Source organism: Fimbriimonadaceae bacterium, assembly GCA_019454125.1.
In the GTDB taxonomy this organism is placed as follows: domain Bacteria; phylum Armatimonadota; class Fimbriimonadia; order Fimbriimonadales; family Fimbriimonadaceae; genus JALHNM01.
In genome coordinates, this window is record CP075365.1 from 186,815 (window position 1) to 205,110 (window position 18,296).

At 65.9% G+C, this 18,296-nt stretch carries 8 protein-coding genes and 1 other RNA gene; 6 read left to right on the plus strand and 3 right to left on the minus strand.

The window, feature by feature from the left end; translation table 11 throughout:
- The 5 genes from KF733_00975 (at window position 1) to KF733_00995 (ending at window position 11,371) form a co-directional block, all read left to right on the plus strand.
- Window positions 1–1,197 (plus strand): TolC family protein, encoded by a 1,197-nt coding sequence (locus KF733_00975; GenBank protein ID QYK56059.1) that lies wholly within the window; start codon window positions 1–3, stop codon window positions 1,195–1,197.
- Window positions 1,194–2,723 carry an efflux RND transporter periplasmic adaptor subunit gene (locus KF733_00980; GenBank protein QYK56060.1) on the plus strand — a complete coding sequence of 510 codons (1,530 nt, stop codon included), beginning with the start codon at window positions 1,194–1,196 and terminating at the stop codon, window positions 2,721–2,723. Before KF733_00975 ends, KF733_00980 begins: the two co-directional genes overlap by 4 nt.
- Window positions 2,723–5,827 (plus strand): efflux RND transporter permease subunit, encoded by a 3,105-nt coding sequence (locus tag KF733_00985; GenBank protein QYK56061.1) that lies wholly within the window; start codon window positions 2,723–2,725, stop codon window positions 5,825–5,827. The genes KF733_00980 and KF733_00985 overlap by 1 nt, the downstream gene beginning before the upstream one ends.
- A gap of 320 nt (window positions 5,828–6,147) precedes the next feature.
- A complete protein-coding gene (locus KF733_00990) occupies window positions 6,148–9,447 on the plus strand; it encodes a PKD domain-containing protein (protein QYK56062.1) in 3,300 nt (1,099 codons plus the stop codon).
- A gap of 292 nt (window positions 9,448–9,739) precedes the next feature.
- On the plus strand, window positions 9,740–11,371 hold the full coding sequence (locus KF733_00995; protein ID QYK56063.1) for a hypothetical protein: 1,632 nt from the start codon (window positions 9,740–9,742) through the stop codon (window positions 11,369–11,371).
- A 118-nt stretch (window positions 11,372–11,489) separates the two neighbouring features.
- Here the strand turns inward: KF733_00995 and KF733_01000 are convergent, their stop codons facing one another.
- On the minus strand, window positions 11,490–12,704 hold the full coding sequence (locus tag KF733_01000) for a DEAD/DEAH box helicase (protein QYK56064.1): 1,215 nt from the start codon (window positions 12,702–12,704) through the stop codon (window positions 11,490–11,492).
- A 162-nt stretch (window positions 12,705–12,866) separates the two neighbouring features.
- On the opposite strand from KF733_01000, the gene rnpB reads away from it, so the two are divergent.
- Window positions 12,867–13,184: RNase P RNA component class A (gene rnpB / locus KF733_01005), an RNA gene on the plus strand.
- A gap of 64 nt (window positions 13,185–13,248) precedes the next feature.
- Here the strand turns inward: rnpB and KF733_01010 are convergent.
- Both KF733_01010 and KF733_01015 read right to left on the minus strand, forming a co-directional pair.
- Window positions 13,249–15,003, minus strand: a complete 1,755-nt coding sequence (locus tag KF733_01010) for a type II/IV secretion system protein (protein QYK56065.1) — start codon at window positions 15,001–15,003, stop codon at window positions 13,249–13,251.
- A gap of 93 nt (window positions 15,004–15,096) precedes the next feature.
- Window positions 15,097–18,288, minus strand: coding sequence for a PD40 domain-containing protein (locus KF733_01015; protein ID QYK56066.1), 3,192 nt, complete (start codon window positions 18,286–18,288; stop codon window positions 15,097–15,099).
- Window positions 18,289–18,296: the final 8 nt, after the last annotated feature.

Sequence of the window (18,296 nt, forward strand, 5' to 3'; positions counted from 1 at the left end):
ATGAATTCACAACGCCTCGCGGCCGCATGGCTGCTCCTGGCTCCGGCCCTTGCCGGGGCGCAATCGTTGACGTTGGACGACGCCCTGCGCGCCGCCCGCTCGAACCAGACGGCCCTTCAGGCCGCCGAGCTTGCGATCGAGAGGGCACGGGCCACGGCCCGCTCGCTTGGCGCGTATCCAGCGACCAGGGTCGGCCTTGGTCTCTCGAGCCCTAGCGACCTTGGCCCGACGGACGAAGACCTCTTCCTCGAACAGCCGATCGACGTCTTCGGTAGGGCTGCCGGGCAGAAACGTCTGGGCCAGGCCAGGGTCAAAGAGGCGGAAGCGGACTACCGGCATGCCCTTCTGAACCTGCAGGCCGAAGTGGTCGAGCTCTTCGCAAGGGCCAAGGCGGCGCGGGACTTGGCCACGGCGGCCCGCTCGCTGGAAGCCCTTGCCGAGCAGATCCTCGCCGCGACGGAGCGACGGGTCGAAGGAGGCGACCTCCCCCAAGTGCAAGCCACAAGGGCACGTATCGAGCATGGCCGGGCGCACCAGGAGGCGCGGGCCAGGACGTCGGAATACGAGGCGGCCCTGCGGCGCTTGGCGGCAGCGATCGGGGCGGCCCAAGTGGAAGCGGTGGAGGGGACGATCGAGCTTCCCTCGACGCGCGACGCGGACCTGGCTCAGCGGCCCGACCTCGAGAAGGTCCAGGCTCGAATCCAAGTTGCAGGGGCCGAGCGGCGCGCCGCCCAGCTTTCTCGACTGCCGGAGGTGAGTGCCCTTGCGTTCCGCTCTCCTTGGAGCGACGGCCGGGGCGAGGTCGGGGGACGGCTCCAGGCGACCTGGACGCTCTGGGACGACGGTCGCAGCCGCGCCCAGGAAGATTCGGCCAAAGCGGAGAGGGCAGCGCTGAAGTCCGAGTACGACGTGAACCTCCGGCGGGCGGAGGCGGAACACGCCGCAGTCGAGCTCGAAGCCACGACGGCGCGGGGGCAAGTGGAAGCCCTGGCCGGGCTGATCGACCAGAACCGGGCGCTGGTCGAGACGATCCAGCGCGGGCTCGACAACGGGATCGGGACGTTGACCGACGTTCTGGAGGCGACCCGTTCTCTGAGGGAACTCGAGCAAGCGGCGATCGAGGCCCGACTGCGGCTGGAGCTTGCGGAGGCGGCCCGGTTACGGACGACGGGTGTCGTGCTGGAGGCCCTGCGGTGAAAGGGGCTTGGGCACTGGGCCTGGTCGTGCTCCCCCTGGCGCTGGGGTGTGGCACGAGCCAGGGCAACGAGCCTCGAGAGGAACACGCCGCCCACGAAGACGGGACGGTAGCCCTGACCGCCGAACAACTTGAGGGCGCCGGCATCCGAACGGAAGAGGTGCGGGAGCGGGTGTTCGAGGGCAGCTTCATTGTCCCGGGCACAGTCTCGCCGACACCGGCGGGCCGGGCAGTGGTGACGCCGCCAGTCGCGGGACGGCTCGTGCGCCTGGACGTCAAGCCAGGCGACCGGGTTCGGCAGGGCCAGGTGCTGGGCATGGTGGAGTCCACCGAACTGGCCGAGGCATGGTCGAGGACGACAGACGCGGCCCGCGTCCGGGACGAAGCCCAGGCGAGGCTGCGTGAGGCGGAGGGGAACCTCGCCCTGGCCCGGTCGCGTGTAGAGGCCGCCAATCAGACTTTGGCCCGGCAACGGCAACTGGCAGAGGCGGGCGCCTTCAGCCAGGCGCCGCTCCAAGCGGCCCAAGGCGAGTGGAACGAAGCGCAGGCGGCCCTTCTCGCAGCCCGGAACGAGCAGGCTTCGCACCGTGAATTGCTCCTGCGGCTAGAACGGCTGTTTCGGGACGGGCTTGTTTCGCGGAACGACCTGGACGCCGCGAGACTGGAGCTTGAGCAAGACACCGGGCGGGTGGCTCTGGCCCAAGCGCGGTTCGACCTGGCGAAGGCGGCCTTTGAACGAGAACGCGGCATCGCCCAGCGAGGGCTGCTCAACGCACGCGAGGTGCAAGCGGCCGAGAGCGACGTGAGGACGGCGCGACTAGGCATGGAACAAGCCGAACTGGCTGTGCGATTCGCCCGAGGCTTTGTGGCCTCGGCGGAGAAGGGGGTTGGCAACGCCCGCGCGGCCTACCAGACCTACACAGGTGGAGCCAAGGCAAGCGGCGGCCGGACACCGCTCCTGGCCCCGATCTCCGGCACGGTGGCGGAAGTGGCCGTGACTCGCGGACAGGCGGTCGACAGGACGCAGGCGCTCTTCGAGATCACGGACCTCTCCGCGGTCTATGCAACGGCGCTCGTCCCGGAACGGAGTGTCGGGCTGGTGCAGCGGGGGGCAAAAGTGCAGGTGACCGCCCAGGCCCTCTCGGGCAGGGTCTTTGAGGGCACCGTGCAAAGCGTGCCGCCCAGCCTCGACGCCAAGACGCGGACGCTGGCGGTGCCTTGCCTTCTGGAGGACACCGGCGGGGTCTTGAAGCCGCACATGTTTGTGCAGGTCAGCCTCTCAAACGGGGCCCCGCGATCCCTGCCCTCTGTGCCGACGAAAGCGCTTGTAGAGGAGGGCGGCGAGCAGTCTGTCTTTGTGAAGGAGGGCGGGGGCTTTGTGCGGCGCAAGGTCCGCACAGTCGGCGGGACCGGCGGCTATCGCGCAGTGGAAAGCGGCGTGAAGCCTGGCGAGCTGGTGGTGACGGACGGAGCGTTCATCCTGAAGAGCCAGCAGAACAGCGACGAGCTGCGGGGACACGAGCACTGATGCTGGAACGCGTCTTGGCGTTCAGCCTGCGCCAGCGGCTTGTGGTGGTGGTCGGCTCGTTGTTGCTGGTGGCCCTGGGGATCTGGGCGTGGCCCCGGGTGACGCTGGACGCCGTGCCGGACATCACGACGAACCTCGTGACCGTCAACACCGAGACGGGCGGACTTGGGCCGGAAGAGGTCGAGAAGCTCGTGACGTTGCCGATCGAGACGGCGATGGGGGGCGTGCCGGGCGTTGTCCAGGTGCGGAGCTTGAGCCAGTTCGGGCTTTCGCAGGTGAACGTCACGTTTCGCGACGACGTGGACCTCTACTTTGCCCGGCAGCTGGTGGGAGAGAGGCTTGCGAGCGTGCGAGACAAGGTGCCGGAAGGAGTCAGCCAGCCGGAGATGGGGCCGGTTTCGACCGGGCTCGGCGACATCTACATGTACGCGCTGGAGAGCGAGCAGCGGTCGCCCATGGACCTGCGGGAGTTGCAGGACTGGGTGGTGGCGCCGCAACTGCGCACAGTGCCTGGCGTGGCCGAAGTGAACGTGGCCGACGGCACCGTGAAGCAGTACCAAGTCGTGGTCTCGCCGACCGGGATGCTGGCCTACGGCGTCTCGGTGGCGGAGGTCGTCGCCGCCCTGCGGGAGAACAACGAGAACGCGGGGGGCGGGGTCATCGAAAGGAACGGTGAGCGGATCCTCGTGCGCTCTGTCGGCCTGGCCCGATCGATTGCGGACCTAGAGCAGATTGTCGTGAGAGCCGAAGACGGGGTTCCGGTGCTGATACGCGACGTGGCGACGGTGCGGCTTGGGCGGCCCGTGCTCACGGGGGTCTCGACCAAGGACGGCAAGGAGAGCCTGGTCGTGACCGTGATGATGCTAAAGGGGGCCAACGGGCGGACGGTGGCCACGGCCGTGGACGAGCGCCTCGAACAGGTCCGGCGGCAGCTGCCCGCAGACGTGAGCCTCACCACGACCTACAACCGGGCCGAGTTCGTCGACCAGGTGCTTCATACGGTGCAGGAGAGCCTCACCCTGGGGGCGACGCTCGTGATCCTGGTCTTGGTCTTGCTGCTCGGCAACTTTCGCGGGGCGGTGATCGCGGCCGTGGCCATCCCGCTGGCAATGCTGTTCGCGATCCTGGGGATGGAGCGGTTCGGGATTAGCGGCAACTTGATGAGCCTGGGCGCGATCGACTTCGGGATCATCGTGGACGGGGCGGTGATCATGGTGGAGAACTGCGTGCGCCGGCTGGGGCAAGCGCGTGAACGTCTGGGCCGGGCCCTGACCCACAGCGAGCACCTTGAGATCGTCCAAAGGGCGACTTCGGAAGTGCGCAAGGTGACGCAGTTCGGCGAGATGATCATCATCGCCACCTTTGTCCCGATCCTGGCGCTGGAGGGCACAGAGGGGAAGATGTTCCGTCCCATGGCCCTAGTTTTCATCCTCGCCTTGGTCGGGGCCTTGGTGTTGTCGCTCACCCTCGTCCCGACTCTATGCTCACTCTTCCTGAGCCGTGACACCCAGGAGCGGCACAGCCCCGTCTTGCGGTTTGCTTCGCGGCTCTATCAGCCCACGCTGGGTTTCGCTTTGAAGCGGCAGGGACTTGTCATCGGGGTGGCCCTGGCCTTGCTTGCCTTGGCTGCGGGGTTCTTCACTCGCTTGGGCTCGGAGTTCATCCCCCAGCTGGACGAGGGAGCCTTGGTCATCCAGCCGGTCCGGTTGCGGTCCGTCGGTCTGGAGCAAACGCTGGACCTCGTGACGAAATACGAGCGCAAGGTGCGGGAAGTCCCCGAAGTCGAGACTGTGTTTTCCAGGACGGGGACTCCAGAGATCGCCACCGACCCCATGCCGATCAGCATCACAGACAGCTTTGTCATGCTCAAGCCGCGCAAAGAGTGGCGCCCGGGAATGACGAAGGAGCGGCTCCTGGCCGAGCTGCAAGAGAAGGCCGAGCAAGTGCCGGGGCAAGGCTACAGCTTCACCCAACCGATCGAGCTTCGCTTCTCTGAGATCGTGTCCGGGGTCAAGGCCGACGTTGGGATCAAGGTGTTCGGGGATGACCTCGCCGAACTCAAACGACAGGCAGACCGGATCGCGCAACTCATGCGCGAGACTCCTGGTGCGGCGGACGTTGAAGTCGAGCAAGTGGACGCGGTGCCCGTGTTCCAAATCGACTTGGATCGGGAAGCGATGGCGCGACTGGGAGTGAACGTCGGGGACGTCCAGCACCTCATCTCGGTTGCAATGGGGGGCGAGCCGGTGGGACAGGTCTTGGAAGGTGAACGAAGGTTCGCACTGACCGTCACTCTGCCGGACGAAGTGAGGGACGACATGGACGCGATCCGGGATTTGAGGATCGCGACGCCAACGGGGGCGACGGTGCCCCTCGCGAGCCTGGCGACGATCGGCGAGGTCGAGGCGCCGGCCCAGATCTCGAGGGAGAATGCCAAGCGGCGGGTCGTGGTCCAGTTGAACGTACGCGGCCGCGACCTAGGATCCTTTGTGGCCGAGGCGCAGCGGAAACTGGCGAAGGAGTTGACGCTTGGCGAGGGCTACTACGTGATCTGGGGCGGGCAGTTCGAGAACCTTCAACGGGCGTCGCAGCGGCTGGCCGTGGTCGTGCCGCTCGCTTTGGGCCTGATCTTCGTGCTGCTCTTCAGTACGTTCGGCTCCCTTCGCCAAGCATTGCTGGTCTTCTCGAGCGTCCCCTTGGCCGTCACGGGGGGCGTGGCCGCCCTCGCCTTGAGAGGGATGCCGTTCAGCATCACCGCGGGGGTCGGATTCGTCGCGCTCTCGGGCGTGGCCGTGTTGAACGGGGTGGTGATGGTCTCCGCGATCAACGCCCTGCGGGGCGAAGGACTGTCGCTTGCCGAAGCGGTGCGGCGGGGGGCAGAGGAGCGGCTGCGGCCCGTCCTGATGACGGCCCTCGTGGCGGCCCTGGGGTTTGTGCCGATGGCGTTGAGCACAGGCATCGGGGCAGAGGTCCAACGTCCGCTGGCGACCGTTGTCATCGGCGGCATCCTCTCCGCCACCTTCCTGACCTTGATCGTCCTGCCCGTGCTCTATATGCGGTTCGAGGAAGGCTGGCCCTCAGGTGCAGGAAGGAGCGTCCCGTAGCAACCCATAAGAAGTCGGTCTTTACAGGCCCCGCGGACTCGTTACTGCTCAGAAACATACCCGGCTATCGGCATCGGAATTGAAATAAACGTCCACAGTTCTTAGGACATTTTGTTCATGCAGAAACGACTGAATCAAGACGCCTAAGAAGTACAATCCTTTATATCAGCATGCTTATCCGCCGCCTTGCTCAGTTCGAGCACTCTTTGAGGTGGGCTGGCGGCAAGGGGCCCGCTGATCGGAGCGCGACTTGACTGGCGAAACCTTGGCCCGACCGGTCGCGACCAGGAGATAAAATGACCTATACGCGCGTGGCCCAGATGGCCACACTGTTAACGGCTTTCGCGGCGATCGCAGTCGCCCAGTCCCCTCTTTCTCCTTTGCCCGGCGACCTGCTGAACGAGTATGCGGCGGGCGACCAAGCGAACCCCCACATCTCCACCGGCACCGGGATCCGGTTGCTGGTCTGGTCTGACACGCGCAGCAACCCGTACGGGAGCTACGAATACGAGTCCTCCCGCGATATTTACGGGGTCCGGGTCGACGCCGATGGGCATATCCTCGATTCGTCCCCCATCCCGATCTGCACCGCGCCAGGCACGCAAGACCGCCCGCAAGCCGTCTGGAACGGGGAGAACTGGCTGGTGGCGTTCGACTCAGTCGTTCTCGGCGGGACGGGATATTACTACGACACCGGCCTCGCGGCCGTGCGCGTCGCGCCCTCCGGCAACGTCTTGGACAAGGATCCCATCAAGCTGACGGGCATGAGACGAGGGGGCGGCGGTTGGTCTATGACCTCCAACGGCTTGAACTGGCTCGTCGTCAACAACGGATCGGGCACCTCGAACGGCATCGTCGCGATGCGGATCGGGCCGGACGGCAAGATCCTCGACCCCCAGAACCGGATCGTCGTTCCGGAGTCGTACTATATCTACTTCAATCCCCAGGTGGCGTTTGCCGACGGGGTGAACATGGTGATGTGGTCGGACGTCAACCTTGGGGCGGGCTACGTGCTGCTCGATGCCGACTTAAAGCCGCTCACCCCGACCCCGCGACAGCTCCAGCCGGAGGGCGTCTTAGCGTTGACGTCAAACGGCGGCCAGTTCTTCGCGACCTGGAACGGCACGCGCCCGAACTTCTCGACCGGCTACTTCGGGCGGCGCGTCCTGCCGGACGGCACCAAGCTAGACGGTGAAGGCATTGACATCTCGGCGGGGAACGACCCGATCGGGAACACGAAGCCCGCCGCGACGTGGGACGGCTTCAACTGGCGCGTGACTTGGGGAACCTTGCCGGGAGTGCGGACAGCTCGGGTCTCGCCGAACGGCGTCTTGCTCGATCCGGGCGGCCGCTTGGTCGCCGAAGCGCAGACTGGCCCCATCGGCGGCACCGGCCAAGGCGACATCCAGATCGCATGGGTGCCCTACGTCGACGGTAACAACGACGTCGCGACCGCCGTCATCCGGACAGACGGTGCCAAGACCCCGACTGAGAAAGCGAGCTTCGCGACGACTTTGCAACACCGCCCTGACGCCGCAATCGGCGCGAACGGTTCCATGGTCGTTTACCTGAGCTCCACCGGCCGCGGCACCCGCGTGCTGGCCCAACCACTGGACCCGAACGGACAGGCGACGACGGCCGAACCGGTGTCCCTCGCAACGGGTCCGTCGCTCAACGGGCTCGGCTCGCCGAACGTCGCCTGGAACGGCACGTGCTACCTGGTCGCCTGGGGCGCGAGCAACGGGATCGTGGCGCAGCGCATAGACCAGACCGGCACGAAGCTCGATCCGCAACCCTTCCTGGTCGGCTTGCAGGCGTTCGGCCCGGCTGACGTCGCCGCGCTTGGCGGGATCTTCCTCGTGACGGGCCGCAAGTACGGCTCGACTCCCCAAATCATCACCGCCCTGGGATGGCGCGTCAACGGCTCGGGGCAGGTGCTCGACCCCAGCGCCATCCAACTCGGCGGCGGGTACTTGCGGTCCGCGCCTGCGGTGTGCCGCTTCGGCAGCGAGTGGCTGGTGGGCTACAGCAGCAACTGGACGCACAACAACTCGAACGCGGACACCGCGGCCGTGTTCGTCCGCTCGAACGGCACGGTCGCCTTTTCGACCAAAGTGGGCAACACGTTCTCGACCGCAGGGGGCAACGGCATTTTTGAGGTGGCGGTCGCCGCCAGCGAGGACGTCGCGTTCCTCTTCCAATCGGCCGAGCTCACATCCGGGGTCGAGACCGACCTCAAGTGCCACCGCATCTTGCCGTCCGGCGTGGTGGGGCCACAGATCAACCTGACGCCCTGGACCGAGGATCAGTACCGCCCCCGCGCCGCTTGGGACGGACGCTACTTCACGGTGGTCTTCCAAGACCAGCGCAACGCAGGGGCCGTCCAGTCGCTTGAGCAGCTCGACGCCCGTAGCGACCTTTTCGGCATGCGGATCCGCGAGAACGGCACCGTGGTCGACCCGGTCGGCTTCCTGATCTCGGCCAACCGGGTGGGGGACACCGACCCGAACATCGCGGCCCTGACGGGCCAGAACCTTCTCCTGGCCTCCACTATGGAGTTGGATTCGGTCCGGTCGTCCTACCGAGTGTCGGTCAAGCAAACCGTCACCGCAGATAACGAACCGCCAGTGGCCTATGCCGAAGCGACCCCGAACGCAGGCGTGACGCCTCTGACCGTGACCTTCAACTCGGCAGGAAGCTTCGACACCGACGGCACCCTTACCGGATACAGCTGGGACTTCGGCGACGGCAGCGCCTTCTCCGCCCAAGCCAACCCGGTCCACGTCTACACGCAGGGCGGACCGTTCGCAGCCAAGCTCACCGTGACCGACGACGGGGGCGGCCAGACCACCACGACCGTGCGCGTTTGGCCTCGCCTGCCGAACCAAAGGCCGGTAGCGATCGGCCGGGCCGTTCCCGAGGCGGGGCCAGTTGGGATGAACGGGACATTCTACAGCGACCGCTCGTTCGACCCAGACGGCCTGATCGGCAACGTCGAGTGGCTCTTCCCCGGCAACACGCTCTATTACGGCGCGACTGCGTACGAGCAGTTCAACTCCCGCGGGATCTGGCCGGTCGACCTGACCACGATCGACAGCGATAACGAGCGCGGCACCACTCGTCTGCACGTGGCCGTCGGAAACGCGGCGGCCCTGGCCCCGTCCTCCGCGCGCGTCTTGATCGGCCAGTTGCTGGGCGGGAACCTGGGCAGCCTCGAGAAATCGGACCAGGACGACTTCGTCCTGCGCGACTTCATCCGGCCAAACCCGGCGTCGCCGTGGATCCAGGTGGAGTGCGAGTTCGCGCTCGCGCAAGCCACAGTGGACAAACTGTTCTTCAGGATCGAGTCCACGTCCGACGCAGTTCCGACCTCCAGTGTGGGTTTGACCTTGTCCGCGTTCGACGTGGTCGCGAACGCCTGGGTCGACCTCGACACGCGCCCGAGCCTGGGCATCGACCAGCCCTACGAGGTGTTGCTCTCCAGCAACGTCTCGCGGTTCGTCGACCCGGCGACGAGGAAGGCGCTGGTGCGGCTGAGTTGGAGACCGACAGGCCCGCTGGCGCGGAAGTCGTTCAGCACGGCGACGGACCAGTTGCGGCTCGTCGTCCTCTACCCGTAACCCATCCGTAACATAACCTCACTGCCCGCGCAGGGATCGGCCCATTCGGTAGCAATGGACCGATCCCTGGGTGGGACGCCGCGCGGCAGCGACGGAGGATTGCCGGACTCAGGTTCCAGGTCGGCAAACGCCGCCCTGGAATAGCCTTCGGCTACGGCCGTTGCGTGTAACTCCTTGTGCATTCCTTAACGGTCTGTCGCCTCTCACCCGGAGGGGAGTACACCTGTTAGCTTCACCGGCAACTGCCAAAGTGTTCGCTTTACAGATAGATCCAGGGGTATGGTCTTCTTAGATGAGACCTTTCGCGACCCGTCTCGCGATGCTTGGCTTCGCCGCTTGCATCTTCAGTCCTGCATATGCGGACGAATTCCGCTTCCGCGCGGACATGTTTGACCTTGACCAGAGGCGGTCAGGCCTGCCCAATAACGGGAACATGTACTGCGTGCCGACCAGTTTCGTCAACTGCTGCGCTTACTTTCAGAAGTACGGCATGCCGAACATGCTGGCCGGGTATAGCCCGAGCAGCCATGGCGAAATGACAGCCCTCATCTTCCTCGTGGGCTTCCTGATGGGGACGCACCCGCAGGACGGGACTAAAAAGGCCTGGCCCGCCGAGTTCGCCTGGATCGATGCTCACACAAGCAAGCTGGTGATCATGGGCGCGTGGGGGCCGTCCAGCACCTGGGGCTATAACTCGATCATGAACCAGTTCCGGGCCGGAGCACTCGTCCGGATAGCCTATGGCCGCTATGCGAACGTGAACGGCACGTGGTTCCGCACAGGCGGGCACAGCGTGACCATTGGTGGCTTTGGGATCCAAGGTTCGCAACGTTACTTCTTGGTCACCGACCCGGCACAGGACGATGGCGACAACACCAAGCAGAGTCCCTTCATATTCCAGCAGAAGGACACGCAGAACTTCACCTTGAACACGAACGATCACGGACCTATCACCCACGCTCGCTATACGTTCTGGACAGGGGACAACGGGAACAACCGGGCGATGGTCGACAGCATGAGCGCCTTTATGCCGGTCTACGCGGGCTGGCCCGCCCCGAACCTGGACGGGACGAACATCAACATCCGCTTCCAGTACATGCCGCAAGACCCCACGCAGGGCCAGTTCCCCTCAACCTACACCGTGACCACGACGGACACCATCCAGGATTGGTGCTTCGACCCGAGCGAGTTTGGAATCTGCATGCTGAACTCGGCGGGGCAGGTGAAGATGATCGACATAGCGACCCAAGCCGCGACGACGGTGCTGACAAGCGCAGCCGCGAGGCAGGTGGCAGTCGGTGGTCCGGACCAGGACGTCTATGTCCTGCGCGCGGGCGCGTTTTTCGACTCGGTGACCCGAGTGCGGCGAAACGGCGACCGAACGACCTCGATCAACTTGCCGGGCAAGGCCGCCGCGATCGAGGTCGACGACCAGACAGGCGGCGTGGTCGCCCTCGATAGCGACCTCGAGGGCATAAGCACCTTCGACGCCGACTTCACCACGCTTCGCCGCGAGCCGTTGCTCCGCATCGCCCCGGCCAAGCCGGACGTCCGGGTCGCGACAGGCGAAGGCCTCTTTGCCATCGATTCGCAAAGCGGCAACTATATGGTCTCGGAGCCTGGACAGCAGGGATGGACGGTCTACGTCCGCCAGGGCAACAAGCGCATCGGCATTCCCGTCAAGGCCAAGGTGACGGGCGGTATCCAAAGGCTGATGGCAGGGCCACAGAACACGGTCTTCGTCCAGACCGGTGGGAACCGGATCATGACCTACAGCCCCAACGGAACCCTCAAGCTAACCGAGTTCACCAACATGGTGGTGGCTGGCACGGTGCGCATCCCGAAGACCTTTACGGCCGTGAGAGCGGGCGAGATGACCGGCCCTGGTTGGATCAACGTCTTGCCTGTAGGCGACAATCCGTAACCCGCCAAGGGACCGCGGAAGTCTAGGCTTGTGGGCAGGGTTCTGAGGTCGGCGAGAGCCGGCCTTAGAACCCTGCGGTTCCTTCCCTGTGCGGCTGTCCGCACTGGGAGAAGGATCGTTAGCGCACGGTCGCGCGCTTGCGCGGACGGTGGGCGTGGACGCCGGAGGCGTGTTGGGGCCTGCGGCTACGCTGAGCGAAGGGCGCGGCGCCCTTGTGGCCCGGGTCGCGCGGGGCCGAATGGTCCGCGTCGAAAGCCTTGCCGAGCAGGCGCTCGATGTCCCTGACCCCACCCTTCTGTTCGGGCGTGGCGAGCGTGATGGCCTTGCCCGTTGCGCCGGCGCGGCCCGTGCGGCCGATCCGGTGGATGTAGTCCTCGGGGTTGTCGGGGAGGTCGTAATTCACGACGAGGCCGATCTCGTGCACGTCGATGCCTCGGGCGGCAATGTCGGTGGCCACCAAGATACGGTGCTCACCCGACTTGAACCCTTCGAGCGCGGCCCGTCGTTGGGGCGGGGTGCGGTCGGAATGGATCTCGGCGGCGCTGTGCCCAAAGCCGCGCACGACCTTGGCGAGCTTGCGCGCGCCGTGGCGAGTCCGGGCGAAGACGAGGACGGTCCCGGTGTGGTCGTCCAGGATTTTTCCGAGCGCCGCCTGCTTCTCCGGGTGAAGCACCATCAGTAGCTTCTGGGAGACCAGTTCGGCAGCCGTTCCGGCAGGGGCGACCTCGACCCGGGCGGGATTGATAAGGAACTCCGCGGCCAATTCGGCGATGGCCCTCGGCATGGTCGCCGAGAAGAGCATCGTCTGGCGCTCGCGAGGCGTCATGCCCAGGATCCGCTTGATCGTCGGCGCGAAGCCCATGTCGAGCATTCGGTCGGCCTCGTCAAGCACGACGGCATGGACACGGCGCAGGTCGATCGTGCGCTGTTCGACGTGGTCGAGCAGTCGGCCCGGGGTGGCGACGACGATCTCGGGCCGTCCCCGCAAGGCAGAGACCTGGCGGTTCATCGACGCCCCGCCGACGAGCACGGCCGTGCGGATGTCGAGCTTGCGAAGGTTGGCCTCGATCTGTTCGGCCAGCTCCCGGGTGGGAGCGAGCACGAGCGCGAAGCAGCCCTTCTGAGACCGCATCGCGAGGGGGAGGCCGAAAGCGAAAGTTTTGCCGGTGCCCGTCTGGGCGAGTCCGACAACGTCCCGTCCCTCCAGCACCAGCGGGATCGCCGCGGCTTGGATCGGGGTCGGGGTGGTGATGCCTTGCCGCGAGAGCTTCGTGAGAAGCCCAGGCGCGAGGCCGAGGGCGGCAAATCCGCCCATGTTCTGAGGTTCAGGCATACAAATAGCCGAGCAGAGAGTCTCCACCCGGCTCCGGACATTATGACGCGTCCCGTAGACAAACGTTCGGCAAGACCCGGCCGACAGGCTCAGACCCTCCGGGCCAGGCCGCTTGGTGGACTCTGCCTCTGGGGCCACGGCCATTCACGCCATAATTGCCCTTGAGTCGGCCGGGCGGCGGCTCTTCGGCTCGCCGAAGGGAGGAAAGTCCGGACTTCACAGGGCACGGCGCCTGGCGCAAGCCAGGGCGGGGCGACCCGACGGAAAGTGCAACAGAAAGCAGACCGCCCGCAAGGGTAAGGGTGAAACGGTGGGGTAAGAGCCCACCAGCGTCCTGGGCGACCGGGGCGGCTAGGCAAACCCCGCCGGAAGCAAGGCCGAATAGGGGGGCGTTGACCCGGCCCGGAGAGCCCCCGGGTAGGCCGCATCAGAGAAATCGCCGCACAAAGACAGAATCCGGCTTATAGGCCGACTCGCCTCTCTCAAGGATTCTTGGCCTCCGTCCGAAGCAACAACCCTCCGTGCGACCCGCAGGGTCGCTGGGTCAGGCGGCGAGGTCGAGTGGCGGCGCGGTGGGCTGGCCCGACCCGGCGATTTTCAGCGCCTCCTCCAACGACGTCTCCCCTCGGGTGACGTGCAGCGCAAGGGTCTCGCGGAGCCGGTTGTAGCCGTAGTTCGAAGCCGTCTCGGCGATCTCTTCCACCGGTCTGCGACCGGAGACCAACCGCGCCACCGCCTCGGGCATGGGCAGAAGCTCGTGGACCGCGAAGCGGCCCGAATACCCCGTGCCAAAGCAGGAGGCGCACCCGCCCGGGCGAAGCACGCGGCTCGAACCAGGCGCCCCGAGCGCCGCGAGGACGGCCGATTCAGCGCGGTCCGGTTCGCCCGCGACCGCGCACTTCGGGCAAAGCCGCCGCGCAAGGCGCTGGGCCGTGACCCCGGTCAGACAGGTGCCGAGCAAGTACGGGTCGACCCCGATGTCCAGGAGGCGGGGCACGGCGGAGGGCGCGTCATTGGTGTGGAGCGTGCTCAGCACCAAGTGCCCGGTCATCGCCGCGCGAAGGGCCGTCTCGGCGGTCTCGGAGTCGCGGATCTCGCCGACCAGGATCACGTCGGGGTCTTGGCGCAAGACGGCGCGGAGTTGCGCGGCGAACGTCAGCCCGACCTTCTCGTTCACCTGGGACTGGTTCACCCCGTCAAGGTCGTATTCGATCGGGTCCTCACAGGTCATGATGTTCCGGCGGCCGTCGTTGAGCTCCTGCAGGGCGGCATAGAGCGTCGTCGTCTTGCCGCTGCCCGTTGGCCCGGTCACGAGGACGAGGCCGTGCGGCCGCTGGAAGAAACTTCTGAAGAGGTCGAGCTCTTGGATCGAGAAGCCGAGTTCCTCCAAGGGTCGAAGGCTGAGCCGCCTGTCCAGCACCCGCAGGACGATGCGTTGCCCGTACTTGGTCGGCAGGACGCTCACGCGCAAATCCACCTGCCGGCCCTGGTGCTCGACCGTGATCTGACCGTCCTGCGGCAAGCGGTACTCGACGATGTCGAGCTCTGACATGATCTTCACGCGGGTCGCGAGCGCGGGGCCGATGCCGACCGGCACCTCCATGGCCTCCACAAGCTCGCCGTCCAAGCGGAAGCGCACCTCGACCCGGTCGTAGCGCGGTTCGATGTGGACGTCGCTCGCGTGGCGGTCGATGGCCGTCGAGATGATCTGGTTCACCAGTTCCACGACAGGACGGCTGTCCGCCTCGCTCAGGTTCTCACGGACAGGGGCCGGACTGCCCCGCTCCGAATGCTGGTTGACCGCCTCAATGACGAGGTGGCCCACTTCGAGCGCGCGGTGCCGGTGGTTGGCACGCGCCGTGTCTTCGATCGCCTCCGCAAGGAGGGTCTCGTCGGCCAGCACGGGTTCGATCCTGAGCCGGGTCAGGTTCCGGGCAAGCTCGATCGCTTCGATGTCCGAAGGGTTCACCATCGCGAGGAGGAGCAAGTCTCCGCGACGACGGACGGGCAGGATGCGGTGCTCCCGGCAGGCTTCGACCGCCAGCAAGCGGGTCGCGGCGGGGTCGGGCTTATCGACTTCGAGGTGCCAGGCCGAAACCCCACGGTGGGCGGCCAGGGCCTGGAGCCACCTTTTCTTGCTGACCCACCCCTTCTCGACCAAGATTTCGCCGAGAGGCTGCAGGGTGCGATGCTGTTCCCCTTCTGCAAGCCGCAATTGCTCTTCCGTGAGCAACCGGTTCGCGACCAGGATCCAGCCAAGACTCGCGGCGTCCCGTCGCATGCGCACCCCTCCCGACACGTGGGAATCATCGGCAGAACCCGGGGGGCCGGGCACCGAAGAATTACGGGACAGAAGGCCCCGGAGTTCAGAACCACTCCGGGGCCGGGGCGGCTAACCTCCGCCGCCGATGCGGGGGAAGTCAGGCCGCTGCGGGTCTCGCCGCGGGTTCTTGGCGAGCTCGCTGTTCAGGTACTCGAGGGCCCGGTCCAGGATCGGATCCTTGCCCTGGGCGATGAGATCCGGCCTGGCGTCCACGGGGATGTCCGGGTCGACCCCGGTGTTCTCCGCGATCCAGCGGGTCTTATCGAGGTCATAGATGCCGAACGCGGGGGCCGTGACGCCGCCACCATCGACCAACTGCACCGAGCCCTGGATGCCGACCAGGCCGCCCCAAGTGCGGACGCCGATCAGCGGGCCCATGTTGTTCCGCTTGAAGAGCCAGGGCAACATGTCCCCGCCCGAACCGGCGAACTGGTTGATCAGCATCGCCATGGGCCCGTTCAGGGTCTGCGAGGGCAGCGGAGTCTGGGGCCCGTATCGGGGGGCGAAGACCGTCTGTGGCCTGCGCATCAGAAAGTCGATGAAGAAGGTCGGGATGAACCCGCCGCCGTTGTACCGCTCGTCGATGACGAACGCCTCGGCGCCAGAGTTCGAGTAGTACCCCTTCATGAACTCAATGATCCCTTGGAAGTTCGTGTCCGGCACGTGCATATAGCCGATGCGGCCGTTCGAGACCTTCTTGACGTAAGCCCGGTTGGTCTCCACCCAGTCGATATAGCGAAGCCCGGACTCGCTGGCGATCGGCCGGACCGTGACCTTCCTCGCCCCGCTTTCGCTGGGCGTGCTGCTCACGGTGAGCGTCACGGGGACGTCGACCTTGTTGATCAAGAGCTTGTGCAGGTCTTCGTTCGCGGCAACCGGCTGGCCGTCGATGGCAAGCAGGTAGTCGCCGTCCCTGACGTCAACCCCAGGGGCGCCCAGGGGCCCTCGGCGAGACGCCTCGAAGTTCTGGCCGCGATAGATCTTGGCGATGCGGACCTTGCCGCCGGTGGGTTCGTAGTCGGCGCCGAGAAGTCCCACGGGGACGTTCGGGGCGTCAAAGCCCAGTTCGCCGCCTTGGACATAGGCGTGGCCCGTGCCGAGCTCGCCGACCATCAACCCGAGCAGGTAGCTCAGGTCAGACCGGTTCGAGACGTAGGGAAGGAGGGCGGCGTACTTGTCGCCGATCGCCTTCCAATTCAGCCCCAGCATCTTCGGGTCGTAGAAGTTGTCGCGCTGGTGCCGCCACGCTTCCCAGAACATCTGGCGCCACTCGTCACGGGGCTGCCATTCGAAGGCGACGCCGTCCGTGCTCACCCGACCCTGGTTGGGGTCGGCGCCCGGCTTGACGTCCGCGATCGAAATGGCCCCGCCCACCCGGTACGCCATCTTATCGCGCTTCGGCGTGAAAGAGAACCCGGTCGCGCCCTGCACGATCGTCTGCGGCTGGCGCGAACCCATGTCGAACTTAACTAAGGCGCCGTTCGCAATGGTCAGCACGCCGTTGTCGACGCCGACTAGGAACTGGTAGGTGGCCGGAGGCCAGGGAAGCGGGATGATACGGTCTGCCAGGCCGTCAAGGTCTACCTTGATGGGCTTCGGGCCATCTTGCTTGGGCTCCTCCTTCTTGGGTTCGCCCTCCGGCTTGGCCGCTTCGACCTTCACCGGCTCCTCGTCGCTGTCGGCGATGAGCGGGTCGGTCGCGTCTTTTGCGAGGGTCAAGGCATAGACGCGTTGGACGTTTTGCTGGTGGAGACCGATCTCAAACTCGCCTATGTTCACGCCGTAAGTGCGGGCGGAGACGAGGTAAAGGTACTTCCCGTTCAGGTCGAAGGACACCGCGCTGTCGTTGTAGTAGCCCTCGGTCACCTGGGTGCTCGTCCCGGTCTGCACGTTGTACAAGTGCACCGCGGAGAAGAGGTTCGGGCCGTACTTCGTGTAGGCGATCCAGTTCCCGTCCGGAGACCAGTCGAACTGGACGCCGGCACCCGGGTTCTCGAAGATCATCTTGGTCTGTCTCGACGCCAGGTCGTAGATGTAGACCTTGGAACCCAGGGTCTGCACCGTGAGCTTTTTGCCGTCCGGAGACCAGTCGAAGCTCGTGATCGTGGCGTCGACGGCGGGATCCAGCATCGTGGCGTCGCCACCCATCTGCGGCCGGGTCCAGATCTTCCACTCGCCGGTCTGGTCACTCAGGAAGGCGATCGTCTGGCCGTCCGGCGCCCAGCTCGGGCTCTTCTCGCGCCAGGCCGGCGTGCTCGTCAGCTGCCGGGTCGGGCCGTTCTTCGCGGGGACCGTGAAGAGCTCTCCACGGGCCTCGACCGCCACGCGCTTCGCGCTCGGCGAGATCGAGAATTCCCCGACGCTGTTACCAAAGCGCCGGAAGCGCGACCGGGAGCTCCCTTCGTCGAAGACCAGCGAGACCTTGATGGGGGACGTCCGCTTCGACGCAATGTCGTAGCGGAACAGGTCGCCGTTCCGCTCGAAGACGATCGTCTTGTCGTCGGAGCTCGGGTTCTTGATGTCCCCGTCCGCGAACTTCGTGAGCTGCTCGAACTTCTTCGAAGCCGGCTCGAAGGACCACAGGTTCAGGTTTTTGTCCGCGCTCCGGTCCGAGAGGAAGTAGACCTTGCTGCCGATCCACATCGGCCAGTAGTTCTGCTCCCGGTCGGAGGGTGCCTCCCAGTACGCCTTCTTCTCGAAGTCCCAGAAGCTCAGACGGCCCTGGGTGCCGCCGCGATAGTAGCGCCAGTTGTAAAGGTACGAGTTGGCGCGGTTATAGACGACCTGCTTCCCGTCCGGGCTGAACGTGCCGTTCGTGTACTCGCTCAGGTCGGTGCGTTGGGGCATGCCGCCCTTCGGGTCGACGATCCAGAGCCGTTGGGTGAAGGGGGCGCCGTACGAGGAGGCGAAGGAGACACGGCCGTCGCGGGTCCAGGCCGTCGGCACGCTGCTCACGGGCTGATAGGTGAGCCTGCGGGGCGAACCGCCGTCGACCGGCATGACGTAGACCGAAGTCACGGCACTGTCGTACTGTCCGCCGAACGAGACCATCGAACCGTCCGGCGAGAACCGCGGCATCACTTCGGAGCCGTTACTTGTGGTCAGGCGGCGGGCCGGGGCGGAGCCGTCGAGCGGAGCCGTCCAGATGTCACCGGCGTACACGAAGGCGACCGTGTCGCCGTGGACGGCCGGGTAGCGAAGGAGCTTGCCTTCCATCGGCGCAAGGCCGAGAAGGGTCGCGACCAAAGAAGTGGCCAGCATAAAGAGTT

Excerpts from the sequence above, each read along its gene's own strand:
- KF733_00985 (QYK56061.1), top strand. The coding sequence starts at position 2,723 with ATGCTGGAACGCGTCTTGGCGTTCAGCCTGCGCCAGCGGCTTGTGGTG.
- KF733_00990 (QYK56062.1), top strand. The coding sequence starts at position 6,148 with ATGGCCACACTGTTAACGGCTTTCGCGGCGATCGCAGTCGCCCAGTCC.
- KF733_00975 (QYK56059.1), top strand. The coding sequence starts at position 1 with ATGAATTCACAACGCCTCGCGGCCGCATGGCTGCTCCTGGCTCCGGCC.
- KF733_00995 (QYK56063.1), top strand. The coding sequence starts at position 9,740 with ATGAGACCTTTCGCGACCCGTCTCGCGATGCTTGGCTTCGCCGCTTGC.
- KF733_01015 (QYK56066.1), bottom strand. The coding sequence starts at position 18,288 with ATGCTGGCCACTTCTTTGGTCGCGACCCTTCTCGGCCTTGCGCCGATG.
- KF733_01000 (QYK56064.1), bottom strand. The coding sequence starts at position 12,704 with ATGCCTGAACCTCAGAACATGGGCGGATTTGCCGCCCTCGGCCTCGCG.